The sequence below is a fragment of the Candidatus Delongbacteria bacterium genome (genome assembly GCA_020634015.1).
In the GTDB taxonomy this organism is placed as follows: domain Bacteria; phylum CAIWAD01; class CAIWAD01; order CAIWAD01; family CAIWAD01; genus JACKCN01.
Genome location: JACKCN010000002.1, coordinates 190,385 through 213,467 on the forward strand (window position 1 = coordinate 190,385; position 23,083 = coordinate 213,467).

A 23,083-nucleotide genomic window follows, 5' to 3' on the forward strand; every position below is an offset into this window, starting at 1 on the left:
CTTCGGCGCTTCGTCGGGGAACAGCCCCGGCGAACTGGAATCATCGCGAGCAAAGGATCATCCATGAGCGACAAGGACACCCGCCCGGAAGGCGGCGAGGCCGAGGCCCCGCGCAAGGGCCTGGATTTCATTCGTGAAATCATTGCCGAAGACCTGAAGAGCGGCAAGCACACGACTGTGCACACGCGCTTTCCTCCCGAGCCCAACGGCCACCTGCACATCGGGCACGCCAAGTCGATCTGCTTGAATTTCAGCGTGGCGGCCGAGAATGGGGGGCTGACCAACCTGCGCTTCGACGACACCAATCCGGAAACCGAAGAGCAGAGCTACGTTGATGCGATCAAGCGGGATGTGCACTGGCTGGGATTCGACTGGGACGAGCGCGAGTATCACGCCTCCGACTATTTCGGGCAGCTTTACATCTGGGCCCAGGACCTGGTCCGCTCCGGCAAGGCCTACGTCTGCAGCCTGAGCGATGCCCAGATCCGCGAGTATCGCGGCACGGTCACCGAACCGGGGCGCAACAGCCCCGATCGCGAACGCCCGGCCGAGGAGAGCCTGCGCCTGCTCGAGGAGATGCGCCAGGGACTGCACCCCGACGGCACCTACACGCTGCGCGCGAAGATCGCCATGGATCATGTGAACATGAAGATGCGCGACCCACTGGTCTACCGCATCCGGCGCGTGGCACACCATCGGGCGGGTGACAGCTGGAACATCTACCCGATGTACGATTTCGCCCATGGGCTCAGCGATTCCATCGAGGGCATCACGCATTCGCTCTGCACTCTGGAGTTCGAGAACAACCGTGAGCTCTATGACTGGTTCCTGGACAACCTGGAGGTGCCCAGTCGCCCGCGCCAGATTGAATTCGCCCGCCTGAACCTGGGCTGGACCGTGATGAGCAAGCGCCGCCTGCTGGAACTGGTGCGCGACGGCCATGTGAAGGGCTGGGATGATCCGCGCCTGCCCACCATCGCGGGCATGCGCCGCCGTGGGTATTCTCCGCGTGCGATCCGCGAGTTCTGCGACCGCGTGGGTGTGGCACGCCGGGAGAGTACGGTGGACATCGCCCTGCTCGAGTCCGTGCTGCGCGAAGACCTGAACTACCACTCTCCGCGTACGATGGCTGTGCTGCGTCCGTTGAAAGTGGTCATCGAGAACTGGCCCGAGGATCGTGAAGACTGGCTGGAAGCACAGATCAACCCCGAGCAGCCGGAGCTGGGCAGTCGCCGTGTGCCTTTCTCGCGGGAACTCTGGATCGAGCGCGAGGACTTCATGGAGAATCCCCCCAAGGACTTCTTCCGTCTGGCTCCGGGCCGCGAGGTGCGCTTGCGCTCGGGCTACTTCATCACCTGCACCTCGGTGATCAAGAACGAACAGGGCGAGATCACCGAACTGCGCTGCAGCCACGATCCGGAAACCCGTGGCGGCAATGCGCCCGACGGGCGCAAGGTGAAGGCCACCCTGCACTGGGTGTCCGCGGCCCACGCGATTCCCGCCGAAGTGCGCCTCTATGACCGGCTGTTCACAGTGGAAAATCCGAACAAGGTGCCCGAAGGCGGCAGTTTCCTTGATTGGCTCAACCCGGCTGCTCTGGAGACCGTGCAGCCTGCCTGGGTGGAAGCGGACCTGGATGGCAAGGAGGCAGGCTGGGCCTGCCAGTTCGAGCGGCTGGGCTATTTCTGCGTGGATCCGGACAGCCGCCCGGGAGCGCTGGTCTTCAATCGCACGGTCACCCTGCGTGACACCTGGGCGCGCATCCAGTCCCGGGGGCCCCGAAGCTGATCATGCTCTGACAGCACTGTGTTAGTCGATTCACAAGTCTTCGGGGGCAATCACATTGCCCCCTTTTCTTTTGCTTTGAAAGCAATTTCGCCGAATCGGCGGGAATGCACTTGTGAAGGAATAAACTCGATTAGTCGTTCTGTCGATACCTGTCTCAGCCAATACAGGAGAGTATCATGAAGCATTTGAGAATGGACGTGTTGCTGGTCTTGGTCCTCGGGGTGTTCGCCCTTGGGGGCTGGCTCAGTGCGGGTGAGGAACATGCCCTGATCGTGGAAATGGCCCTGCCCCTGGGGCTGGTCAGCGTCGTTTTCGTGCTCATCTACAACATGGCCCTCTGGCGCATCCGTCGCCGTGTGGAGGGTCTGGTGGATGCCATCCGCGAAGGGCGGCTGAACGAGCGTCTCGACCCTGCCAGCGTGGCCAGCGATCTGCGTCCGCTGGTGCTGGCACTGCACGACGTGGCCGATTCCTTCACGAGCCTGCTCAACGATCTGCCAATTCCGCTGATCACCATCGATGGGTCCTTCCGATTGCAGTACGCGAACGGCATGGCTCTGGCCGTAGGAAAGGTGAAGGACATGGAGCACGCTCCCGTGCATTGCCATGAGATGTTCCAGGCCGAGCACTGCAACACGGAAAAGTGCGCGCTGGGGCGTTGCATGAAGAGTGGCAAGGGGGAAGCCGGATCGCAGGTGGCTCGGCCCGCGGGGCAGCATTTCGAGATCGACTACCAGGCGGTGCCACTGAAGTCCGCTGATGGCCGTGTACGCGGGGCGGTGGAAATCATCATCGATCGCACGGCGCTCAATCGCCAGCAGGAGCAGATGCGCCAGGTGAGCGCCTACCAGAGCGTGGAAGTCAAGCGGCTCTCGCACTGCCTGGACCAGCTGGCCGCCGGTGACCTGACCACCGCGTATCACACGGCCAAGGGCAACGAGAACACCACCGAGGTTCACGAGCGCTTCACGGGCATCGCCACGGTCTTCAACAGTGCGGTCGGCAGCATCGCCTCGACCATGGGCAAGGTACGCTCCAGCATTCTCGTGCTCTCCAATTCGGCGGAAGAACTGTCGGTGACCGCGCGCGAACTGCTCTCGCGCAGCCACGAGATGAGCACGGGGTCCGACGCCGCGACCCAGACCACCGGAGAAGTCTCGCACCGCATCACCAGCATCGCCAGCGCGGCCGAGGAACTGAGCGTGAACACGCGGACCGTTTCGGGCACGGCTTCCGGCATCTCCAACAACATGAACAGCGTGGCCGCGGCCATTGAAGAGATCTCCAGTTCCATCGGCAGCATCGTGCGTCACGCCGAGGAAGGCTGGCAGGTCAGTCAGCAGGCCAGCGGGCTGGTGGGCGAAGCGACACGCACCATGGAAACCCTGGGTCTCTCGGCCAAGGAGATCGGTCAGGTCACCAAGGTCATCGAGAGCATTGCCGACCAGACCAATCTGCTGGCGCTGAACGCCACCATCGAAGCGGCCCGCGCGGGTGAGGCGGGCAAGGGCTTCTCGGTGGTCGCCGGCGAGATCAAGGAACTGGCGCGCCAGAGCGCCAACGCGGCAAAGGACATCGGCCAGCGGATCAACGGGGTACAGCAGAGCAGCAACAATGCGGTGAGTGCCATTGCCGGCATCGAAGGCATCATCCACACGGTCAGTTCCTCGGTGGAAAGCATCCGCAGCTCGGTGCAGGAACAGAATTCGGCCGTGAACGAAATCAGCAGCCACGTGGCCGACGTGACTCAGGGAGTGGGCCAGATCGCCAACTCGATCAACGAAAGTGCCGAAGGAGCGGTGGCCATCTCGCGTGATGTCAACGAAGCGGCGCGCGGAGCACGGATCACGGCGGAGACCATGGACGGTGTCTCGGGCCGGATCCTCCAGACCACCAGTGGCGCAACCCAGATGGAGAATGCGGCCCAGGAACTGGCGCGTCTCGCCGTCGAACTGGAAGCGATGGCCGTGCAGTTCAAGCTGGATGAGCCCAGCCTGCAGCGCGTTTCGGCTCTGGAGGCCTGAGGCTTGCGCCGGTCTGGCGCGCCCACCGTATCTTCACGCAATCAAAACCGTGGAGGTACGTCATGCATGTGCTGCTGGACCTGAGCGTCGTGCCACTGGGCGTGGGCATTTCCTTGTCGCCTTATGTGGCGGCCTGCGAGAAGATTCTGCGCGCAGCGGGGCTGAATGCCCGCCTGCACGCCTACGGCACCAACATCGAAGGGGAATGGGACGAGGTCTTTGCCGCGGTGAGGGCCTGCCACGAGGAACTGCACCGGATGGGTGCACCCCGTGTCACCACCTCGATCCGGATGGGCACCCGCACCGATCGGGTCCAGGGCCTGGACGACAAGGTGCGCAGCGTGGAAGACAAACTGACCTGAGCAACAGCCCGGATCGCGCCTGCCAGCGTGATCCGGGCCTTTCATTTCCGTTGTGTGTCTGCGCCTCAGCGCACCAGCAGGATCCGCTGCACCTCGCTCTGCCGACCCCCGGGGCCCGGCCCGTCGATGCGCAGCAGATACAGGCCGCTGGCGCTGGTGCCGGCCCGCCACTGCACCCGGTGATCACCACCGGGCAGGGTGTCCTCGACGAGTGTTTCCAGCAACTGACCCGCCAGATTGTATACGGCCAGCCTCACGGGGCCGGTCCGGTCCAGCGAGAAGCGGATGTTGGTGCTTGGATTGAATGGATTGGGCGAGGCCACCAGGCCAAAGTGGCTGGGCCGCTGCACGCCCACTGACCGCACGTCCGTGGTCTGGCAGGGGGCCGCATAGCGTCGGATCCGGAATGCGTCGCCATCCAGCCAGGGCGTGTACACGCTGCCGTCGCCGCCCAGTGCCAGTCCGAAGGGCAGCTCCAGCCCGCTGGGGCAGAAGTCTCCGCGCGCCGAGACCACACCCGCCCCGATGTCCGTGATGCACTCCAGTTCGGCGCCGGGCAGGCCGAAAGCCAGCATCTGGCTGGTTTCCTCGCTGTAATCCAGTCCGCGCACTCCATCGGGACAGGCGATGTTCCACTCGATCCCATTCTGGAACTCACGTTCGGGCGTGTTGCCGCTGATGTCCACGGTCAACATCTGATCCTCTTCGGGCCCATCCATGAGCACCCAGAGGCGCTCGCTGCGGGCATCCACGGTCATCCCGGCGACCCGGGCCCCCGAGGCGGGCATCAGTTCAGGCATCGAGAAGAACTGCGCGTCGTGATCCGGCAAATCCAGCCGGACCAGTTCCATGCCACGGCTGGTCCAGAAATGGCCCCCGCCGCTCGCCTGCCAGGCCAGTCCGCGCCAGTCCCCGGGCGCCAGCGTGATGGGCGGAGCGCTGAGCGTGCCTTCGGTGTCATCGATCAGCAACACGGCGGGCAGCTCCGGGGCCAGCCAGGCCAGGTTGCCGTCGCCCAGCCACTCGCCATCGCCCAGAGTGCTCATGCCCGCCAGTTCCTCGTGTGCCAGAGTCCCGGGCAGATTTCCCTGGTTCCAGCAGGAGCTGATGGTTACCAGCTGCACTTCCTCGGTCTGCTCCGGATCGTCCAGCGAGGCGGCCAGCAGGGAGACCGTGTCACTGAAGATCAGCGGCGATTCGGGCACGTGCACGCGCACTTCCACCAGAAAGGTCTCCAGCAGACCCAGCTCGGGCACCTCGTTCAGAATCTCGCCGCTCGCCGCGTCGTGCAGCGTCACCGGCCAGGTACTGGGGCTCGTCGCCACGCTGTAGTGCCCGGGAAAGTCCCCGCGATTGGCCAGATGCACCGTGAAACTCGCCGTCTCACCGTTCAGGCCCACCCGCTCCGTCTCGTCGGCTTCCAGACTGAAGGCGTGATCGGCTCCCGGATCGCAGTTGGCGCTCATCACTTCCAGGTGGCTCTGGGACGCATTGACCGCACTGGCCAGTACCCAGGCGACCTCGCCGCGGGTCTCGAGCGCCAGTCCGCGCAGGTTGTTGGTGGGCGTCAGGCCCAGCACGTGCGGGTCTTCCGGGCGTGAGACATCGATCGAGAACAGGTAACGCCCGGCGAGCAGCAGGTCGTTGCCCGCGAATGTCATCTGCTTGGTGTAGGAGAAGGCCAGATACTGGTTCAACAGAGTGATCGGCCGGGGATCATTGGGCACGCTGATGTCATAGAGGCGAATCCCGAAACCATACTGCAGGCAGGCCGCCACATCTCCAATGGCCGCCAGGACCCGCAAGCCGGTGCCCGGACTGGCGCTGCCCTGTTCTTCCAGAGGACCGTCCGGAGGAGCCGTGAGAATGCGGAAGGATGTTTCGTCGGCCACCAGCAGCAGTCCGTCGTGGTACAGCAGTGCGCGCGTGTTGCCCGGAGTATCCAGGCGTTCGCCGGCCACGGGCGAATCGGGCGAGGACAGGTCCACGGGCAGGATCCCGCCGGATTCCATTCCGATCCAGGCCCGGTTGCCCTCGACGGCCAGGCAGGAAGCTGTTTCGTCCAGGGGCAGACTGCCGATCACGGAGGGGCCGCCGTCGCTGGCGAAGTCCACACAGATCAGAGTGCCCGCATCCAGCGCGCAGTAGCGTGAGCTGCCGGGCAACTTGCCCAGTGCCAGCACGGGTGCCGCCAGCTCGAGACTGTCCAGCAGAACCGGCACCTCCGGGTTGGCCAGTCCGTAGAGCCGCAGTTTCTGGCCCCCGCAGAGCAGGCTGTCGCCGTCCAGCACCAGATCGGCCGCGGAGCCCAGCAAGGGTTGAGTGCCCAGCAGTTCGGGGCAGGCGGAGGCGCTGCGGGCGATTCCAAGTGCCAGCAGGCCAGCGGCCAGGAGGAAGATCTGTCTGGAGAACCGTACTCTGGGGGCAATTCTTTTCATGACTCGTCCTGATCTGGAAGGCCCGGACCATTCGATCCGGCGCCCCTGTGTCCGTTCGTTGTTGTCGTGGCGGCCCCCCAAGCTCGCACTTCGCGAGCAACCTGTTCGCGCCGTGGAGGAACCCCTGAAGCCGAATACCTACCGCGAGTCCCCGCTGGACAGCAGCGAGCTGCCGCCGGGCATTCCCTACATCGTCAGCAATGAAGCGGCCGAGCGCTTCAGCTTCTACGGGATGAAGGCCATTCTCGTGGTCTTCATGACCACCGCCCTGCTGGACCGCACGGGCGCTCCGGCTCCCATGGAGGAGGGCGAGGCCCGGGCCTGGTACCATGCCTTCAATGCGGCGGTCTACTTCACCCCGCTGGCAGGAGCCCTGCTCGCGGATGTTTTTCTTGGCAAATACCGCACCATTCTTTCCCTGTCGCTGTTCTACTGCCTGGGGCATCTCTGTCTGGCCCTGGACGAGACCCGTCTGGGCCTGCTGCTGGGTCTGAGCCTGATCGCGCTGGGCGCCGGAGGCATCAAACCCTGCGTGTCGGCTCACGTGGGCGATCAGTTCGGCGAGCGCAACCAGCATCGCCTGCCCGGTGTATTCGGGGCCTTCTATTTCGCGATCAATCTGGGCAGCTTCGTGGCCACCCTGTTGATTCCCTGGCTGCTGGCGACCTGGGGCTCGGCGGTGGCTTTCGGTCTGCCCGGTGTGCTGATGGCCCTGGCGACCTTCATCTTCTGGCTGGGTCGTGATCGCTTCGTGCACATTCCCGCGCGCGGCATGGCGGTCTGGCGGGAAATCGTCTCCGCCGAAGGGCGTGATGCGCTGGGGCGCCTGGTGGGGATCTACCTCTTCGTGGCGGTGTTCTGGGCGCTTTACGACCAGACCGGGTCCTCCTGGGTGCTGCAGGGCACACGAATGAATCTGCACGCGCTGGGTGTGAGCTGGCTGCCCTCGCAGGTGCAGGCGCTCAACCCGGTGCTGATCCTGCTGTTGGTGCCGCTGTTCACGGCCGTGCTCTATCCCTGGATCGGCCGCCTGATGCCTTTCGGCGCTCTGCGCCGGATCGGGCTGGGCTTCTGGCTCACGGCCCTGGCCTTCGCCTGGAGCGCCGGACTGGAGACCGTGATCGCCGCCGGTCAGACCCCGAACATCGCCTGGCAGCTGCCGGCCTGGATTCTGATCACGGCAGGGGAGGTGCTGGTGTCGGTGACCTGTCTGGAGTTCAGCTACACCCAGGCGCCGCGCACCCTCAAGTCGCTGGTGATGGCGCTGTTCTTCCTGAGCATCAGTCTGGGCAACCTGCTGGTGGCCGCGATCAACTTCCTGCTGCTGGACGAGCACGGTGCCAGTCGCCTGGCCAATCGCGAGTACTTCTGGTTCTTCGCCCTGCTGATGGCCGCCGCCGCGCTGCTCTTCGTCCCCGTCGCCCGTCGTTTCCAGGGCCGAACGTACCTCCAGACCAGCGAGTCCGCCTGATCGTAGCACAACACTCTTCACCACACGTCGCAGCTTCCAGCCGGGCCAGACAAGCCACCCTCAGGTCTTGTCGCCATTGACGTACTGGCGCAATCCGGGGCGCCATGCAATGGTCGCTCGAAATACGGCATTCGCAGTGGCGCAGCACACTGGAAATGTGTTGTCAGGGGACATTCGAATGGTGAGGGGCGGACTCGCGACACGAGGCGACGATCATGTCGCAGGACGGTCCACTTCGACGAAGCCCAGGGCTTCGTACAGGCGTTCGGCGGGGGTGTTGCCGCGGGTCACGACCAGTTGCAGGCAGGTGTCGTCGGCGGCGCGCAGGGCGTGGATCACGCGCAGCAGGCCGCGCCGGGCCAGGCCGCGGCGACGGAAGTCGGGGTGGGTCAGTGAGAAGGCGATGAATGGAGCATTTCGCCAGCGGGTCACGAGGGTGGCAGCTGCCGGACGGCCATTCAATTCAACGATGCCGGAGAAGCTGGGCAGCCAGTCTCCGTACTCGCTGGCGAACAGTGAGTCCACTTCCCTGAGACTTCCCGCCAGGTCCTCGCCCTCGTCGTCCACGCTGCCCCTATAGGAGTCCAGCATCAACTGCGCGAGGGCCAGGCGATCCTCGGGCAAGGGGCAGCGCACGGAATCCTGATCGCTCTCCACCAACTCGGGCAAGGGTTCCAGTCGCATCAGTCGACGGTGATGTGCGCTCATTGGCGGCCCTTCATGGCGCAGGTGCTGGGTGATTCACTCATGTTCGCGCCGGGATCGGCAGGGTGAAGGGCGTGCCCTCGGGCAGCCAGGGCCCCCGCACCATCAGCCAGGAGGGGCCATCGTGATCCAGCAGGCGCGGCTGGGGCAGCGCCTGCGGCGCCAGCCGGTCGGGTGAGAACTCGAAGATGATTTCGTCCAGCGGGCCCGGCAGGCAGGCCAACAGCTGCGGCCAGGCCGGCAGGCGGGGCGCCACCAGATCCAGCAGGCGCAGGCCCGTGCCCTGCCTTTCGAAGCAGCAGAGCGCATCCAGCGCCTGACTGTACCACAGGTCCTGGCGGCCCATGTTGAAACAGAAGATCGCCTGCTCGCGCACCACGCCAAGCCTGTGCGACAGCGGCTCACGGGTTGACAGCAGGCGGTGCAGCAGGGCCAGGTCCAGCGGCTGGGAAAGCTCCAGCCGGCGCAGCGGCTCCCTCGGGCCGGCGTGGTCCACCGCCAGCCGGAAGGCGGCTTCGGGGCAATGGCGAAAGCCGAAGGGCGTGAAGTACTCGGGGTGCTCGGTCGTGAGTACCAGAGTGCTGAAGCGTGACTCACACCAGGCCAGCAGGCGGGTCATCACGGCACGGTAGAGCCCTCGCCCCCGCTGATCGGCGCGGGTGGCCACCGCGTGCACGCTGCCGACCACCGTCTCCCGTCCCTCCAGCACCAGGGGCAGCTCGATCAGGCCCACATGAGCCAGCGCGGCTCCGGCCTCCTCGAAAACGAAGGGCGTCGAGGCACCCTCCCACGATACCCCCAGCCCGCGGATGCGTTCCGCAGCCTGCGCGATGCCGGGAAAGACCGTGTCCAGCAGCGAGAAGAGAGCCACGGCGCGTTCGGGTTGGGTCCAGAATTCGTGCATGCTGTGCGACACTCCTGCCTTGTCGTGGAACGGCCGGCCGCCCCTGTCAGGATCCGGCCGGCCGTGGTGTTCGTCTGGAAAGAGGGCCGAGCTCAGCCCCGGGTGCCCTTGAACAGGGTCATCGCGGTGCCGATCAGGCCCGAGACCTCGGTCATGTTGCCCGGCACGATCATCGTGTTGTTGGTCCGGGCCAGCTCGCCGTAGGCTTCCACGGCCTTCTCGGCCACCTTGAGCTGCACGGCCTGCTCGCCGCCGGGCTTCTGGATGGCCGCGGCGATCTTGGTGATGGCGTCCGCGGTGGCGTCGGCCACGGCCGTGATCGCGGCCGCCTCGCCCTGGGCCTTGTTGATCTCGGCCTGCTTGGCACCCTCGGAGCGCGCGATGAAGGCCTCGCGTTCACCCGTGGCGATGTTGATCTGTTCCTGGCGCCGTCCCTCGGAGGCCGCGATCAGCGCACGCTTCTCGCGTTCGGCCGTGATCTGGGCCTGCATCGCGCGCAGGATCTCCACCGGCGGGGTCAGGTCCTTGATCTCGTAGCGCAACACCTTCACGCCCCAGTTGAGCGCCGCCTCGTCCAGCGACTGCACCACGCTGGCATTGATCGCGTCACGCTCCTCGAAGGTCTTGTCCAGTTCCATCCGGCCGATCACCGAGCGCAGGGTGGTCTGGGCCAGCTGGGTGATGGCCACCACATAGTTGCTGGCGCCGTAGCTGGCGCGCATCGGGTCGGTCACCTGGAAGTAGAGGATTCCGTCCACGGTCAGCTGGGTGTTGTCCCGCGTGATGCAGATCTGGCTGGGCACGTCCAGCGGAATCTCCTTGAGCGAATGCTTGTAGGCCACCCGGTCGACGAAGGGCAGCAGAAAGCTCAGCCCGGGGCTGAGGGTGATGTGATACTTGCCCAGGCGTTCCACGACCCAGGCGTTCTGCTGGGGCACCACCTTGATGGCGCTCATCACGAAGAAGCCGGCGATGACCAGCAACAACAGGGCGAACTGTTCCATGGGGAACTCCGTGAAAGGGGGGATCAGCGAACCAGCTGGAGGACGCTGCCGTCGATCCGGTGAATGGTATGCATGCCGGGCTCGGGAAGGCCCTCGCCCACCCAGCGGGCGCTCCAGTTGGCACCGCGATACTGGACCCGTGCACTGCCGTCGGCGGCCCACTGGTCCACCTGGACGCGGGAGCCGATGTCCAGCAGCGCGTCGGGATTGCTCTGGACCTCCCTGGGCAGCGGTTGATGGCGGCGCCTGAGATACCAAAGGAAGACCGCGCCTCCGCCCGCGACAGCCGCCACGGTCATCTGGGCGCTGAGGCCCAGGCCCAGGTGGGCGGCAATCGCTCCCGCGGCCGCACCCAGCGCCAGCATCAGCAAGAAGAAGGTGCCGCTCATCAGTTCCGCCAGCACCAGCAAGCCGGCGAGGATCCACCAGAACAAAGGTTGGGAAACGGGCATGAGGCCTCCGGAACGCAATGGCTGAACGGGGCGAGTGGAGTTCCAGGAAGGGGCGGCGGCGTGACTCAATGGGCCGGTTGCTCAGGGCCCCCCGGAATGCCCTCGTGACATGGCGCGAAAGCTACTGCCCGCGCGCTTGCCATCCTAACCGGACCGGCAATTTTCGCAGCGGCGGCTCAGACCGGCCAACGACGATCCAGCACCGTTTCGCCACCGCCCGCGCCGCCCGCGCCGCCCGCGCCGCTCGCGCCGCTCGCCTTCGCCTCACGATGGCGCGTCGAACTTGCTCCGCACCGTTCGCGAGCAGGATGTCTCGAATCCCTGGGTGGCTGTTGCGGGGGGGGGGGGGGGGGGATTTTAATTGGTGGCGTCACAGTTGGAGCTTGTAGACTCGATGGTTCTGGGTTTGCAAGTTTGCCTTGTAGTAGCTCACTGTTGTAAAGTTCACGTACCATTGTCGATATGGCCAAGACGTCCTTGGAGAAGCAGCTCTACCAGTCCTAGGCGTCCAGGTTGTCAATATGAGCTGAATACAAATCTGGAGCGCTTGCCAGCAATGATGGGTAACAACGAGTGAATGTTTCTGGATGGCGTGAGGATGTAACCACGCATTTCAGTCCGGAGGTGTTAAGGTTTAATATCAGTACAAATGTGAACCATTGGCCACGGTTGGTACCTCTTTTCCTGCAAAGCTGCTGTTGATTATCAGTGTTCATTAGGGTCCAATTGGCGTATCACCTTCTCGTAAACGATGGATGTGCTGACTTCAAACTTCAATGTCCATCGATGTTGCAACTCCCGTTAGCCCACATTTCACGAAGCTCTGGTAGGTCGGATGCAAAGGATAATGACTGTATGGCGGGTCCTGCGATCGACGCAATACTCACATTTGATTCTATCCAATGGTAATCCCTGTAATCGATACGTTAGGGCAGATTCTTCACACATGCTCAGAAATCTGTTCATATCCCTGTCAACTCTGACAGCGGAGAAAGCGCGATGCGAACTGTTTTCGCAACTGTTTCCAGATTTTTTGCCAATCTCGATCATTGCTGGTTGAAGTGCATCCTGGTATATGCAGGCACAGACTTAAGAAGCTCTGAAGGCAGCTTCTGCAGTTGATTTTACGTTATCCTGGTCCATTAGAGTCAACTCCAATCCTTTTCTTTATTGGCCCAGGAAGAGCCAATCATTCTCACCACCCCAGTCCCATTGTCCTCCGACATCACCCGGTAGAATCCCTTGGGCTGGTCTGCTTGGTTGCGATGTGTGAATGTTGTGTTGGTTGTGTAACCGATTCGGGTGAAAGATACGCCATCAATGCTGGAAGACCATAGCACTCTATAAGCTGTTGCAGAAGGTACTTGGTCCCAAGAAATGATGTAATCAGTCCCGAATATCTGGATGTCAGATCCTGAGGTGGGGATACAGGGTTACCATTTGTCACCCGTAAATCCGAACGACGGGTTTGATCCCCTCGCTGATCAAAATTGACATCCTCAAGGGAATCCTGATCGTAATCACTTATGATCAGTGACCCCGGCCCAAGTTCCAGGATAGTTTCTTCTGTTTGCACATCTCGAATCACGATCGAGTCGGTGATCCGACTTCGATAAACCCATTCTGCTATGCCTTCCTGCGAAGCATTGTGATGTAGACTGGCGGGTAGTTGTCGTGATCATTTTGTTGTGGATATGTGTATGAGCCAGGAGCATTGTTGTCACTAAAGGGAGTGTACATATGAAATGTTGTAACATCCAAGTAGAAATCTCCAGATACACTTTTCACTGGTGTTTCCTTGATGCCGTCGTCATTTACATCAATGTCGCCGTAAGTACGGATGCTGACTCCGGAAGTAGGTGCATACGGCACGTTCCCCAATGGGAATGAGGCTTTCATTACGATTCCCTGCCCGAAAGCGGTACCGCAACCCATGAATAGAATCAGTCTACATATAGTCATCTTCTTCATCTTTCACCTTTGTAGTTTGGCCAACCATCCTCACCACTCCAGTCCCATTATCTTCCGACATCACCCGGTAGAAGCCCATAGGTTCAGAAGCCCTGCTCCTGTGTGTGAAGGTCGTCCCCGTCGTGTACCCAATGCGTGTGAACGAAATCCCATCGATGCTGGAGGACCATAGGACTCTGTAAGCCGTAGCACTGGGGACGCTGTTCCAGGTAATCACGTAGTCATCCCCGGTTATCTGGATGTTCAAGTCCTGCGGTGGGGAAACTGGATTGCCGTGGCGATTCCGTAGACTTGTAGGTTGGGACCATTTGATACGATTACATCGTCCATGCCGTCTTGATCATAATCAGCTATCACTACCGCCAGTACACGACGGACAAGCTAATAGCTGGACCCCTGTCCAGATATCATAGATAGTAACTCCATCAGTTCTGGATCCCAGTATTGTGACGAAAAGTACTCGACGAACTCTGCGATTCCGTCCGTCGGATCCTTGCTACATACGTTGCGTAGTCACCCTGTGGATAGTCAAAGCTCCATGAATTGTAGCGCAGATTTCGACTCACCTGCATTGTCGTCAGATCTAGATAGAAGCATCCGTTACCACGCACGGGAACTTCCTGAATTCCGTCATCAGTTGTGTCGATGTTAGGGTAAGGGGCCATTCCAAGAGTGAACTCGTAGGGGTAGTTGGCAGGTTTTGGAAACGTGCTCTTAAGAACAATTTCTTGTGACCTGCAAATCGTCGCTAGCAGCAAAGTTGCGGCGCAAACAGGAGCCTTCATTGTCCAACCCTACCGGTTTGCCCAACCATTCTGACTACCCCAGTCCCATTGTCTTCCGACATCACCCGATAGAAGCCCATAGGTTCAGATGCCCTGTTGTGATGTGTGAAGGTCGTTCCCGTCGTGTACCCTATGCGTGTGAAAGACACGCCGTCTATCGACGAAGACCACAAGACGCGGTACGCAGTAGCTGTAGGCAATGAATCCCAGGAAATCATGTAGTCATCTCCGGATACCTGGATGTCTAGGTTCTGGGGAGGGGAGACTGGGTTGCCGTTGGCGATGCCGTAGACTTCAAACTCGCCTGAATCAAGATTCCTGAGAATCAGGTCATCAAGTCCATCGCTATCATAATCGTCAATGTACACCAAATCAGAGTATAGTGACGGCATCAAATATGTGTTCGAAGCAATGTCCTTTACAATGATTGATGTACCATTGACTCTTACCCATTCTGCAAGACCGTTCATCCTCATCATCGTGACATAGAAAGAATTGGTTCCACGCTTTTGTGGATAAATGTCGTACCAGCCTTGGTTGTCTTCGACATTGTACGATTGATGTGTAATGGGGTTTAGAAAGAACAGGCCTGCGCCTGTTGGGCTTCCACTGGCGGAGCCAGACATGAATAGTTCGGCAACTCCATCGCAGTCAACGTCGATATCATCTTGAAGTCTAATCCGGACGCCACTGCTTGCATTTGATGAATAGAATGAAGTTTTAAATACGATGTTCTGCGCTAGACCAACCTGGACAAGTAACCCCAAGACACCTACCACCCCAATGATGTGCTTCACGTTGTACCCCATTTTATCTACTGCCTTCGCCAGCAATCCCACCAGTGTGCCCACCAGCCGTCACCGCAATCACCTTGTAGAAGCCCCTGGGCACATCAGCGAAGCCGACATGGGTGAAAGTACTCTCTTGCGTGTAACCCACCTGGGTGAAGCAAGGGCTTTCCGGGACCGCAGCCCACAGGACGCGGTATCCATCGGCCCCTGAAACCGATTGCCAGGTCAGAAGGGCATTCGCACCGACTGTGGCAATGTCCAGTGTTGCACCAGGGGATTCCAAGCTGGCAGCTCCTGTTCCCAAGACGATGTAGTCGTAGCAGTGAGGCGTTTCACCGGAATCACCTGATCTAGGATAGTAGACGAAATAGTCGTCCAACCCGTCCCCATCAAAGTCGCGAGCGAGGATGCGCTGAATTCCACCGGCTATAGTTGTTTCGTAAAGGACTTCTCCGGTCATGACATCGTAAACGCGAAGACTGCTCTCTTCAACTCCGTAAGAAGTTGCAATATCGGCCTGTGCATGGCTTCTGGATTGGCCAACATCACAACTTGCGTCCTTTGGATTCAAACCACCATGTGGCACTACACCAGTCGAATACATTTCACCAGTGATTGGATTGAAGAAGTTCGCTCCGTTTTCCCATCGATCCATGAAGACTTCCCGTACCCCATCCCCATCGAGATCCTTGTCGATCCAAGTTGTTGCACCGATACGCATGCGCACATCGGCTACTTGCCCAGTATGCTTGACGACGATCTGCTGGGCCGATGCCACCAAGGACATGAGCAGAAGCAAGCAGATGGATATCATGTTTCCCCCGACGTGATTGCTGTCTCATAGAGTGTGGCGGCACGAGGGGCAAGGGTGGAGAATGGTGTTCAGCTTGGCAAGCGGAAATCATGGCTCGGCGAATTGCGGGATGCTTGTGCATTACCCCACTTGGCCTCGATTCAGAACCGTTCCTCGGCACGCTGCAATCCAACCTGTACTTGCGGCCCGACTCGGTCCTTGAGCGTGCCGGGATCTTCAGTCCGGACACGTGCCATCTGGTGCGTTGATTGGTCCCATGACGCGCATGCACGGTTGCCATGCCGATGTCTGACGGGAGATCCGAGCTTCCGGGTTCTGGATGAGTGACACGTAAGGGGCAATGCCCGGGTCGCAGATGATCAGGCCGGCTTGTCGAACCCACCCCAGACATTGGTCGTGCCCAGGTTCTCGACGCCTGCGGACTTGAGATACAGGAAGAGCTGCATCTTGTAGGCGGTGATCCATTTGAGGGGGCCGTCCATGATCGCGGCGGCCAGCGGGAGGGTGCCGCCGCCGGGGACCTTGACCTCCTGGCTCACCATGGCTTCTTCGCCCGCGGCGGCGAAGAAGGCGCGAATGCCATCCAGCTGTTCTTCCATCATGGTGCGCAGCTCAGTGACGGGGCGGGCGTTGGCCCGTTCGCGGCAGGCCGCGAAGCCCTTCCAGTCGCCCGTGGACATGCCGTCGAGGGCCGAGACCACGCAGTAGCTCATGTAGCGCAGCAGTTCCTCAATGCTGCGCTGGCCCGGGGTGGGGCGGTAACTCAGGTGTTCCGGGCGCACCTTGTCGATCAGGTGCAGGCAGATCGTGCACTCGCGCAGCAAGCTGTTCAGCAGATGGTCCTTGGTGATCACGGCGGTGTGCTCCTTGTGTTGAGGGTGGCGGTTCCGGTGTGTGTCGAGCCGCCCAGCTCGGCAGGACGGCCGTGGCTGTGCCAGCGGCGCGCGAACAAGATTCTGGCCGGCACCGCGACGGCAGGCGGTCATCGGGCGGGGAAGGTATCACCCGCGCCTGAAAGTCCTCAGGAAAAGCGCTCGAGCAGCAAGCCGGCCAAGGCTCCTCCGGCGATCAGCCAGGTGGAGTTGACCCGTGCGCGGATCAGCAGCAGCGCCGAGATCAGGGCAATGGCGGCCGTGGCCGGGTCCACGATCGCGCTGCGGCCCAGTTGCAGGCAGACCGCCGCCATCAAGCCCAGGGACGCCACGTTGACGCCATCCAGCAGCAGGGAGAACTGCGGTGATTCGCGCAGACGTGGAATCAGCGGGCCGGAGAGGGCGACGAACAGAAATCCCGGCAGGAAGATGCCCACCGTGGCCAGCAGCGCACCGGGTACTCCACCCAATTGGTAGCCGATCCAGGTCGCCGTGGTGAAGACCGGGCCGGGAGTGAGCTGGCCAATGGTCACCGCGTCCAGCAACTGGGCGTCGCTGAGCCAACCCAGCCGGATCACGAATTCGGCGCGCAGAAAGGCAAGCAGCACATAGCCGCTGCCGTAGAGCACGGCGCCGATCTTGAGGAAGCTCAGGAAGAGCACGGGCAAGCTGAAGAGCTGGATCGCGAACGCTGTTGGGTCGACTCCACTGAAGGATTGCAGCGGTGAGGCCATGGCCAGAGCCTGCAGTCCCGAGCGGCGCGAGTGGCCCGCCCGGATCAGCCAGAGCAGGAGTCCGCCTCCGAAGAGCAGCAGCAGTTCGTTGACTCCCAGCAGGTAGAGGATGATCACTGCCAGAGCCAGCGCCATGGGCAGGGGGCGGCGCAGGGCCTTTGAACCCAGATTCCAGAGGGCCTGGAGGATCACCGCGATCATCACGGGCTTCACTCCGTGCAGCAGCCAGTGTGCCGTGGGCGTGTGTCCATAGCGCATGTGCAGCCAGGCCAGAGCCATCACGATCAGCATGGCCGGCAGGATGAAACACACTCCGCCCACCACCAGCCCGGGCCAGCCCGCGCGCCGGTGTCCCAGGTGGATCGCCAGTTCGGTGGAGTTGGGGCCGGGAATCAGGTTGGTGGCGCCCAGCAGGTCCAGGAATTCCTGCTCGCTCAGCCAGCGCCGGCGCAGCACGGTCTCGTCGTGCAGCATGGCGATGTGCGCCGCCGGCCCGCCGAAGGCCGTGGCGCCCAGCCGCAGGAACAGGCCCGCCACTTCAAGCAGCGGCTGGCTCATGACGGCCCGGGAAGCAAGGAGCCGACAAAGTGAGCGACAGTCGGTTGGAGCATGGCGGATGTGATCGGTACGGGCATCAGGGTTTTTGATCCTGGCTTGAGTTGATATCCGGGCTTGCCGAGCGACGACCGAATGGTCAGGTCAAGGCCCGGGATTGCGCACGTGGCGAGGTCTTCAGCAGATCGATGCCCACCCGCTTCAGCAAAACGGCGAACAGGGCGAAACAGGCCACGGTCAGCAGCACACAGGCGCCAAGACTGAGCCAGAAACCCCAGCGCGGCATCAGAAGGGGAAACACCAGAAACATCGGCAGGGTGGGCAGCACATACCAGAAAGTGTAGCTGGAGTGATTGGCGAGCTTCTCCCATCGCCGAGGTCAGCAGGTACTTGGTCAGGATCCAGCTCATGGCGTGTGCGCTTTCAGGATGGCGTGCAATCGTGAAAGATGATGTTCCATGTGCCCCACGTAATCTTCCATGAAGTACTGCAGCGTGACCGGTTGCTCCGCGGGCAGGGTGCCCCAGGCGATGCGGTCCAGATTGTGGGGCAGGCGGGGCTTCAGGCGGATGTCTTCGGGCGTGTGCGCCATCTGTTCGGCCAAGTGCAGGTTGGCCAGGCGCCACAATTCCACCAACGGCGCCCAGGCATGCTGCTGCCAGCGCTGCGCCGTCACCCAGGCGTCCTGGTCGTATGGCGGGAAGACCAGATCCTCGCGGAAGCGCGCCTCCACGAAACGCCACTGGTTGATGGTCGCCGAATCCACCAGATGCCCGAGGAGTTCACGGGCCGACCAGCCGCCGGACGCGGGACGTGCGACCGTGAGCTCATCCGGAAGAGCCGCCAGTCGGGGAGCCCACGCATGCACCAGCAAGTTCAGGTGGGTTCCGGGGTCTTCGTTCGTGCGGGGGGCGGGGAACCGGTGTGTCATGCCGGGGAGTGTTCCTTGGACTTGTCAACCTGCTGGTCCACGAACTGGCGGATGCGCTCGATCTGGGCCGCGCTGAGGCTCTGCCCGCCCAGGGCCGCCAGATAGAGGGCGGCCAGCAGCGCAAGGCAGACCGGCAGTGCCCAGAGTGCGGTCGGGGGCTGGTCCAGAATCCACTGGGACGACGCGATCAGCAGGGATGCGCCGGCCACCAGGATCAGGCAGGCGAATCCGGCCAGATACATGGTCCAGGTGTTGGGTTGGGGGCCGAAGTACCCGCGCAGGCGACAGCCCAGCGCCGTGGGTTCCAGATCCAGATCCAGCGTGGGTGACCAGAAATGGCGCTCCTCTTCGGGCAGGCTCAGGCAGATGTGGCGACTGCGCATGTACCCGCGCACGGGGCAGTCCGGTTGCAGCAGGGCCTGGTCGATGCGCTCCATGACCTCGGGCACGGAGTCATGGCACTCCAGCACGAAGCGTGGACGCATGGCGGGGGGAAGCATGGATCCTCCGGTTGGATGAGTGGAAGCTGCATGGCAGGCGGCGACGACTGTGCGGCCCGCGGGAAACACCGCGCGCATGCAGCACCCCAGAATAGCCAATTCCGTGAGTTGAGGGAACGGGAAAACGCATCCTGCTGTCAAGCGTTCTGGACGGAGGTGACCGGAAAGCGGGGCTTCCTGAAGCTCGCGGGGGCAAAGCCGGTCCCGCCTCCCTACATTCAGGCGCTTGCCGCGCGCGCGGCCCGTCATTCGTCAGGCGGCGCCAAAGGACAGCAGGCCGGCGTGGGGCCGGCCGATCCAACGAGCTGGGGAGAGCGATGCCCGAACTGAAAGTGTACTCCACCGACTGGTGCGGCGACTGCCGCAACCTCAAGCGGTTCCTGGCGGCCGAGGGTATTTCCTTCACCGAGATCAACATCGAGAACGATGCGGCGGCCGAGCAGGAACTGATCCAGAAGACGGGCAAGCGCGGGATTCCGTACATGACCGTGGGCGAGACCTGGATCAAGGGTTACCCCATGGACGTGGCTGGTTTCCGCAAGACCCTGAGCGACCTGGGCATCACCGGAGCCGGAGCCTGATGGCCGACTCCGTCGCGGGCGATTGGGGCCCCGAAATGGGCAATCCGGCCGAAAGCGACCGCCCCCTGCTGGAGCAGCCTCTCGAGAGCCGTGTGCTGTACAGCGGGCGCATCGTGCACCTGCGTGAGGAGCGCGTCCGCCTGAGTGACGGGAGCGAAGCCCTGCGCGAAGTGGTCCGGCATCCGGGGGCCGTGGTGCTGATTCCCTGGGACAGCCAGCGCGAGCGTCTGATCCTTGTGCGCCAGTACCGGCATCCCGCGGGACGGATCTTCCTTGAGCTGCCCGCGGGCAAGCTCGATCCGGGTGAGACACCGGCAAACTGCGCCGCTCGCGAACTGAGCGAGGAAACGGGCTTCACGGCCGGCCGGCTGGAACACGTGCGATCCGTTTACACCTGCGTGGGCTTCTCCAACGAGGTCCTGCATTTTTTCCTGGCCGAAGACCTGGTGCCGGGCGAGCCATCGCCGGACGAAGGCGAGTGGCTGCAAGTGGTGGACCTGTCGCTTGCGCAGGCCCGCACACTGCTGCGCGAGGGCCGCATCCAGGACGCCAAGACCATGGTGGGCCTCCACTGGTTCCTGGACCGAGTGGATCACGGGACCGCTCCCTGAGGAAGCAGTTGCCCGGGGGCGACACTGCCGGCATTCCGGGCACTTGCCTGCGACACACGATTGACTCTGAAACACGATGGATACTTCATGACCCGCGTCCGCTGGCAGATCGCGTCTTCCCTGACTGAGATTCCCGTACTGGAGCGCCTGCGCGCCCTGCGCGGGCTGGACGGCAGCGCGCCGGAAGAGATCCACGATCCGGGGTTGATGCTGGACATGGACAAGGCTGTCGAGCGCATCACGCGCGCCCTGCGCGACCGCGAGCGCATCGTGGTCTTCGGCGATTATGATGCCGACGGAGTCACCAGCACCGCCCTGCTCTACGCCTGGCTGCGCTCGGTGGGCGCCCGGGTGAGCTACATCCTGCCCCACCGGGTGGAGGACGGATACGGCCTGAAGGCCGCGATGATCGACCGGGTGCTCGAGGCCAAGGCCCAGCTGTTGATCACGGTGGACAACGGCACCTCGGCCAACGAGGCTCTCGAGCGGGCCGCCGCCGAGGGAGTGGACACCATCGTGGTGGATCACCATGCCCAGACCGGCGAGCTGCCTCCCGCAGTGGCGATTCTCAATCCCAACCGGCGCGAGGACCACTACCCTTTCAAGGGGCTGGCGGCCGTGGGCGTGGCCTTCAAGCTGCTGCAGGCGATGAATGCCGAGAACCGGATCTCCTATCTGGATCTGGTGGCGCTGGGAACCGTGGCCGACATGGCGCCGCTGAAGGGCGAGAACCGACTGCTCGTGAGGCGCGGTCTGCGTGTGCTCAACGAAAGCCCGCGTCCCGGGATCCGGGCCCTGATGTCACTGGCCCGGCTGGACGAGCGCGAGATCAGTGGACGCAGCATCAGTTGGCAGTTGGGGCCCCGCATCAACTGCGCCGGCCGGATGGAAAGTGCCGACCTGGCTCTGGAAGTCCTGCTGGCGCCCGAGGAGAGCACGGCGCGCCGTCTGGCCCAACGGCTGGAAAGCGTGAATCAGCTGCGTCAGGAAATCCAGCGCGAGGCGATCGCGGGCACCGAAGCGGCACTGAAGAAGGCGCTGGAGGAGACCGGCCAGCTCGATCGCGCGGTCATCATGGTGGGCGACGACTGGCATCTGGGCGTGATCGGCCTGGTCTCGGGGCGCATCACGTCCGAGTACAATCGCCCCTCGATCGCCTTCACACGCGTGCTCGGCGATGGCGTGGTCAAGGGCAGCGCGCGCAGTGTACCCGGCTTTGACATCACGGCGGCCATTGGCGAGTTCCGTCACCTGCTCGAGGAGTTCGGTGGACACAGGGAAGCGGCCGGGCTGACCCTGCGCGAAGAGAACCTGCAGACCTTCATCAATGGGTTCACGGCGCTGGCCAACCGGGAGATCACGGAAGAACCCGAGCGCGAACTGGCCATCGACTGCGAGCTGCTGGCCGACGAAGTGGACCTGGGCCTGCTGGAGAGCATTGCCGAACTGGCACCCTTCGGCACGGGCAATCCCTTTCCCGTGTTCCTCCTGCGTGATTGCACCGTGACCCGGCGCTTCGTCTTCGGTCAGGGCAAACATCTCAAGCTCTGGGTGGAAGCGCCCCTGCGGGAGGCCGGTGCGGAGAGCGCACGGCGTTTCGAGGTGCTCTGCTGGAGTGGAGGCAAGCGCGAGCAGGACTATCCTTACGGCAAGGCCTTCGACCTGGCCTTCGAGCTGGGCAGCAACCGCTGGAACGGCGAGACGCAGTTGCAGCTCGTGCTCCAGGATGCCCGCCCTGTGGAATTGCGCACCGCGACGTCCATTGGCTGAGTCCGGACCCATGGCCGATACATCACGTACCACACCGCCAGAACCCACCCAAGCCTCCCGTCTGCGCATGGAGGATTTTCTGCTCGCCTGCCGCTTCGAGCGCGGCCTCTCGGACAACAGCCTGGATGCCTACGAACGCGACCTGCGCCGCTTCACGAGCTGGCTGGCTGAGAACGATATGGAACTGGAAAGCGTCACGCGCCGGACACTCAGCGACTATCTGGGTGTCCTGCGTGATCTGGGATTGGCCGCTCGCAGTCTGGCCCGGGCGATCAGCGTGCTGCGCAGTTTCCACGGCTGGCTGGCCGCGGAAGGCAAGTTGCCCCAGGACCCCGCCGAACTGCTCGAGAGCCCGCGCCTGGGCCGTGACCTGCCCGAAGTCTTCGAGGCCCACGAGATCGAGACACTGATCCATGCGGCCATGGCGGGCAAGCCGCCGCTGGCCCTGCGTGACACGGCGCTCTTCGAATGCGCCTACGGAGCCGGCCTGCGTGTGTCCGAACTGGTGGGATTGACTCTGGGGCAGATGCTGCGTGCCGATGAGCTGCTGCGGATCACTGGAAAAGGTGCCAAGGAACGTCTGATTCCGCTGGGCAGGATGGGCTGGAAAGCCCTGGATGACTGGCTTGCGCTGGGACGTCCCGTGCTGCTGGCCCGGGCGGGTCTGGAGCGCAAGGGTAGTGACACCGTGTTCCTCAACGCTCGTGGAGGACCACTGAGCCGGATGGGTTTCTGGAAGATTCTGCGCAAGTACCTGCTGGCTTGCGACTTGCCCAGGGAGTGTCACCCGCACAGTCTGCGCCACAGTTTCGCGACCCACCTGCTGGAAGGGGGGGCCAGCCTGCGCGCCGTGCAGGAAATGCTGGGACACAGCGACATCACCACCACGCGGATCTACACCCACGTGGACCGTGCCTACCTCAAGGAAGAGCACCGCGCCTGTCATCCGCGCGGCTGATCGCCACCCCCCGGGCCACCCCCCTTGCCGTCTCCATCGCCCCCCGCGACGGGTGCTTCCGT

Annotated in this window: 19 protein-coding genes and 1 pseudogene; 8 read left to right on the top strand and 12 right to left on the bottom strand. The window is 62.6% G+C overall.

The window, feature by feature from the left end; translation table 11 throughout:
* The first annotated feature begins 63 nt into the window (after nucleotides 1-63).
* From H6678_04975 to H6678_04985, 3 genes are all read left to right on the top strand, one after another.
* Nucleotides 64-1,788 carry a glutamine--tRNA ligase/YqeY domain fusion protein gene (locus H6678_04975; protein MCB9473146.1) on the top strand — a complete coding sequence of 575 codons (1,725 nt, stop codon included), beginning with the start codon at nucleotides 64-66 and terminating at the stop codon, nucleotides 1,786-1,788.
* Nucleotides 1,789-1,964: 176 nt separating this feature from the next.
* Entirely contained in the window at nucleotides 1,965-3,812 is a 1,848-nt protein-coding gene (locus H6678_04980) for a PAS domain-containing methyl-accepting chemotaxis protein (protein ID MCB9473147.1), read from the top strand.
* 62 nt (nucleotides 3,813-3,874) lie between these two features.
* Complete coding sequence (locus tag H6678_04985) at nucleotides 3,875-4,174, top strand: MTH1187 family thiamine-binding protein (GenBank protein ID MCB9473148.1); 300 nt, start codon at nucleotides 3,875-3,877, stop codon at nucleotides 4,172-4,174.
* 65 nt (nucleotides 4,175-4,239) lie between these two features.
* Here H6678_04985 and H6678_04990 read toward each other — a convergent pair whose 3' ends face one another.
* Nucleotides 4,240-6,612, bottom strand: a complete 2,373-nt coding sequence (locus H6678_04990; protein ID MCB9473149.1) for a hypothetical protein — start codon at nucleotides 6,610-6,612, stop codon at nucleotides 4,240-4,242.
* Between H6678_04990 and H6678_04995 the strand changes: the two genes are divergently transcribed.
* Nucleotides 6,611-8,083, top strand: a complete 1,473-nt coding sequence (locus tag H6678_04995) for a POT family MFS transporter (protein MCB9473150.1) — start codon at nucleotides 6,611-6,613, stop codon at nucleotides 8,081-8,083. The genes H6678_04990 and H6678_04995 overlap by 2 nt on opposite strands.
* 213 nt (nucleotides 8,084-8,296) lie before the next feature.
* Here H6678_04995 and H6678_05000 read toward each other — a convergent pair whose 3' ends face one another.
* The 11 genes and pseudogenes from H6678_05000 to H6678_05050 all read right to left on the bottom strand — a co-directional run bounded on the left by H6678_05000 (nucleotide 8,297) and on the right by H6678_05050 (nucleotide 19,101).
* The gene (locus H6678_05000; GenBank protein MCB9473151.1) at nucleotides 8,297-8,791 is read right to left on the bottom strand and encodes a GNAT family N-acetyltransferase; all 495 of its coding nucleotides are present in this window, start codon (nucleotides 8,789-8,791) and stop codon (nucleotides 8,297-8,299) included.
* A gap of 37 nt (nucleotides 8,792-8,828) precedes the next feature.
* Nucleotides 8,829-9,692, bottom strand: coding sequence for a GNAT family N-acetyltransferase (locus H6678_05005; GenBank protein MCB9473152.1), 864 nt, complete (start codon nucleotides 9,690-9,692; stop codon nucleotides 8,829-8,831).
* A 92-nt stretch (nucleotides 9,693-9,784) separates the two neighbouring features.
* The gene (locus tag H6678_05010) at nucleotides 9,785-10,696 is read right to left on the bottom strand and encodes a paraslipin (GenBank protein MCB9473153.1); all 912 of its coding nucleotides are present in this window, start codon (nucleotides 10,694-10,696) and stop codon (nucleotides 9,785-9,787) included.
* A 23-nt stretch (nucleotides 10,697-10,719) separates the two neighbouring features.
* Nucleotides 10,720-11,148, bottom strand: a complete 429-nt coding sequence (locus H6678_05015) for an NfeD family protein (GenBank protein MCB9473154.1) — start codon at nucleotides 11,146-11,148, stop codon at nucleotides 10,720-10,722.
* A 2,752-nt stretch (nucleotides 11,149-13,900) separates the two neighbouring features.
* Nucleotides 13,901-14,755: a hypothetical protein gene (locus tag H6678_05020; GenBank protein ID MCB9473155.1), complete on the bottom strand. Its 855-nt coding sequence runs from the start codon at nucleotides 14,753-14,755 to the stop codon at nucleotides 13,901-13,903.
* Nucleotides 14,715-15,509, bottom strand: a complete 795-nt coding sequence (locus tag H6678_05025) for a hypothetical protein (protein ID MCB9473156.1) — start codon at nucleotides 15,507-15,509, stop codon at nucleotides 14,715-14,717. The genes H6678_05020 and H6678_05025 overlap by 41 nt, the downstream gene beginning before the upstream one ends.
* A 359-nt stretch (nucleotides 15,510-15,868) precedes the next feature.
* Nucleotides 15,869-16,363: a hypothetical protein gene (locus tag H6678_05030; GenBank protein ID MCB9473157.1), complete on the bottom strand. Its 495-nt coding sequence runs from the start codon at nucleotides 16,361-16,363 to the stop codon at nucleotides 15,869-15,871.
* 167 nt (nucleotides 16,364-16,530) lie between these two features.
* Nucleotides 16,531-17,673 (bottom strand): chromate efflux transporter, encoded by a 1,143-nt coding sequence (chrA, locus tag H6678_05035; GenBank protein ID MCB9473158.1) that lies wholly within the window; start codon nucleotides 17,671-17,673, stop codon nucleotides 16,531-16,533.
* A gap of 136 nt (nucleotides 17,674-17,809) precedes the next feature.
* Nucleotides 17,810-18,080: pseudogene (locus H6678_05040) on the bottom strand (DUF3147 family protein).
* Nucleotides 18,077-18,601, bottom strand: coding sequence for a DinB family protein (locus H6678_05045; GenBank protein ID MCB9473159.1), 525 nt, complete (start codon nucleotides 18,599-18,601; stop codon nucleotides 18,077-18,079). Before H6678_05045 ends, H6678_05040 begins: the two are co-directional and overlap by 4 nt.
* Nucleotides 18,598-19,101, bottom strand: a complete 504-nt coding sequence (locus H6678_05050; protein MCB9473160.1) for a hypothetical protein — start codon at nucleotides 19,099-19,101, stop codon at nucleotides 18,598-18,600. The genes H6678_05045 and H6678_05050 overlap by 4 nt, the downstream gene beginning before the upstream one ends.
* 317 nt (nucleotides 19,102-19,418) lie before the next feature.
* Here H6678_05050 and H6678_05055 point away from each other — a divergent pair, with 317 nt between their 5' ends.
* From H6678_05055 to H6678_05070, 4 genes are all read left to right on the top strand, one after another.
* The gene (locus H6678_05055; protein ID MCB9473161.1) at nucleotides 19,419-19,682 is read left to right on the top strand and encodes a glutaredoxin family protein; all 264 of its coding nucleotides are present in this window, start codon (nucleotides 19,419-19,421) and stop codon (nucleotides 19,680-19,682) included.
* Nucleotides 19,682-20,293, top strand: coding sequence for an NUDIX hydrolase (locus H6678_05060; protein MCB9473162.1), 612 nt, complete (start codon nucleotides 19,682-19,684; stop codon nucleotides 20,291-20,293). Before H6678_05055 ends, H6678_05060 begins: the two co-directional genes overlap by 1 nt.
* Nucleotides 20,294-20,380: 87 nt before the next feature.
* Nucleotides 20,381-22,063, top strand: coding sequence for a single-stranded-DNA-specific exonuclease RecJ (gene recJ / locus H6678_05065; GenBank protein MCB9473163.1), 1,683 nt, complete (start codon nucleotides 20,381-20,383; stop codon nucleotides 22,061-22,063).
* Nucleotides 22,064-22,073: 10 nt separating this feature from the next.
* Nucleotides 22,074-23,021, top strand: coding sequence for a tyrosine recombinase XerD (locus H6678_05070; GenBank protein MCB9473164.1), 948 nt, complete (start codon nucleotides 22,074-22,076; stop codon nucleotides 23,019-23,021).
* The last annotated feature ends 62 nt before the right edge of the window (nucleotides 23,022-23,083 follow it).

Coding starts and splice junctions, on each gene's coding strand:
- H6678_04975 (MCB9473146.1), top strand. CDS start 64: ATGAGCGACAAGGACACCCGCCCGGAAGGCGGCGAGGCCGAGGCCCCG.
- H6678_04980 (MCB9473147.1), top strand. CDS start 1,965: ATGAAGCATTTGAGAATGGACGTGTTGCTGGTCTTGGTCCTCGGGGTG.
- H6678_04985 (MCB9473148.1), top strand. CDS start 3,875: ATGCATGTGCTGCTGGACCTGAGCGTCGTGCCACTGGGCGTGGGCATT.
- H6678_04995 (MCB9473150.1), top strand. CDS start 6,611: ATGACTCGTCCTGATCTGGAAGGCCCGGACCATTCGATCCGGCGCCCC.
- H6678_04990 (MCB9473149.1), bottom strand. CDS start 6,612: ATGAAAAGAATTGCCCCCAGAGTACGGTTCTCCAGACAGATCTTCCTC.
- H6678_05000 (MCB9473151.1), bottom strand. CDS start 8,791: ATGAGCGCACATCACCGTCGACTGATGCGACTGGAACCCTTGCCCGAG.
- H6678_05005 (MCB9473152.1), bottom strand. CDS start 9,692: ATGCACGAATTCTGGACCCAACCCGAACGCGCCGTGGCTCTCTTCTCG.
- H6678_05010 (MCB9473153.1), bottom strand. CDS start 10,696: ATGGAACAGTTCGCCCTGTTGTTGCTGGTCATCGCCGGCTTCTTCGTG.
- H6678_05015 (MCB9473154.1), bottom strand. CDS start 11,148: ATGCCCGTTTCCCAACCTTTGTTCTGGTGGATCCTCGCCGGCTTGCTG.
- H6678_05025 (MCB9473156.1), bottom strand. CDS start 15,509: ATGATATCCATCTGCTTGCTTCTGCTCATGTCCTTGGTGGCATCGGCC.
- chrA (MCB9473158.1), bottom strand. CDS start 17,673: ATGAGCCAGCCGCTGCTTGAAGTGGCGGGCCTGTTCCTGCGGCTGGGC.
- H6678_05045 (MCB9473159.1), bottom strand. CDS start 18,601: ATGACACACCGGTTCCCCGCCCCCCGCACGAACGAAGACCCCGGAACC.
- H6678_05050 (MCB9473160.1), bottom strand. CDS start 19,101: ATGCTTCCCCCCGCCATGCGTCCACGCTTCGTGCTGGAGTGCCATGAC.
- H6678_05055 (MCB9473161.1), top strand. CDS start 19,419: ATGCCCGAACTGAAAGTGTACTCCACCGACTGGTGCGGCGACTGCCGC.
- H6678_05060 (MCB9473162.1), top strand. CDS start 19,682: ATGGCCGACTCCGTCGCGGGCGATTGGGGCCCCGAAATGGGCAATCCG.
- recJ (MCB9473163.1), top strand. CDS start 20,381: ATGACCCGCGTCCGCTGGCAGATCGCGTCTTCCCTGACTGAGATTCCC.
- H6678_05070 (MCB9473164.1), top strand. CDS start 22,074: ATGGCCGATACATCACGTACCACACCGCCAGAACCCACCCAAGCCTCC.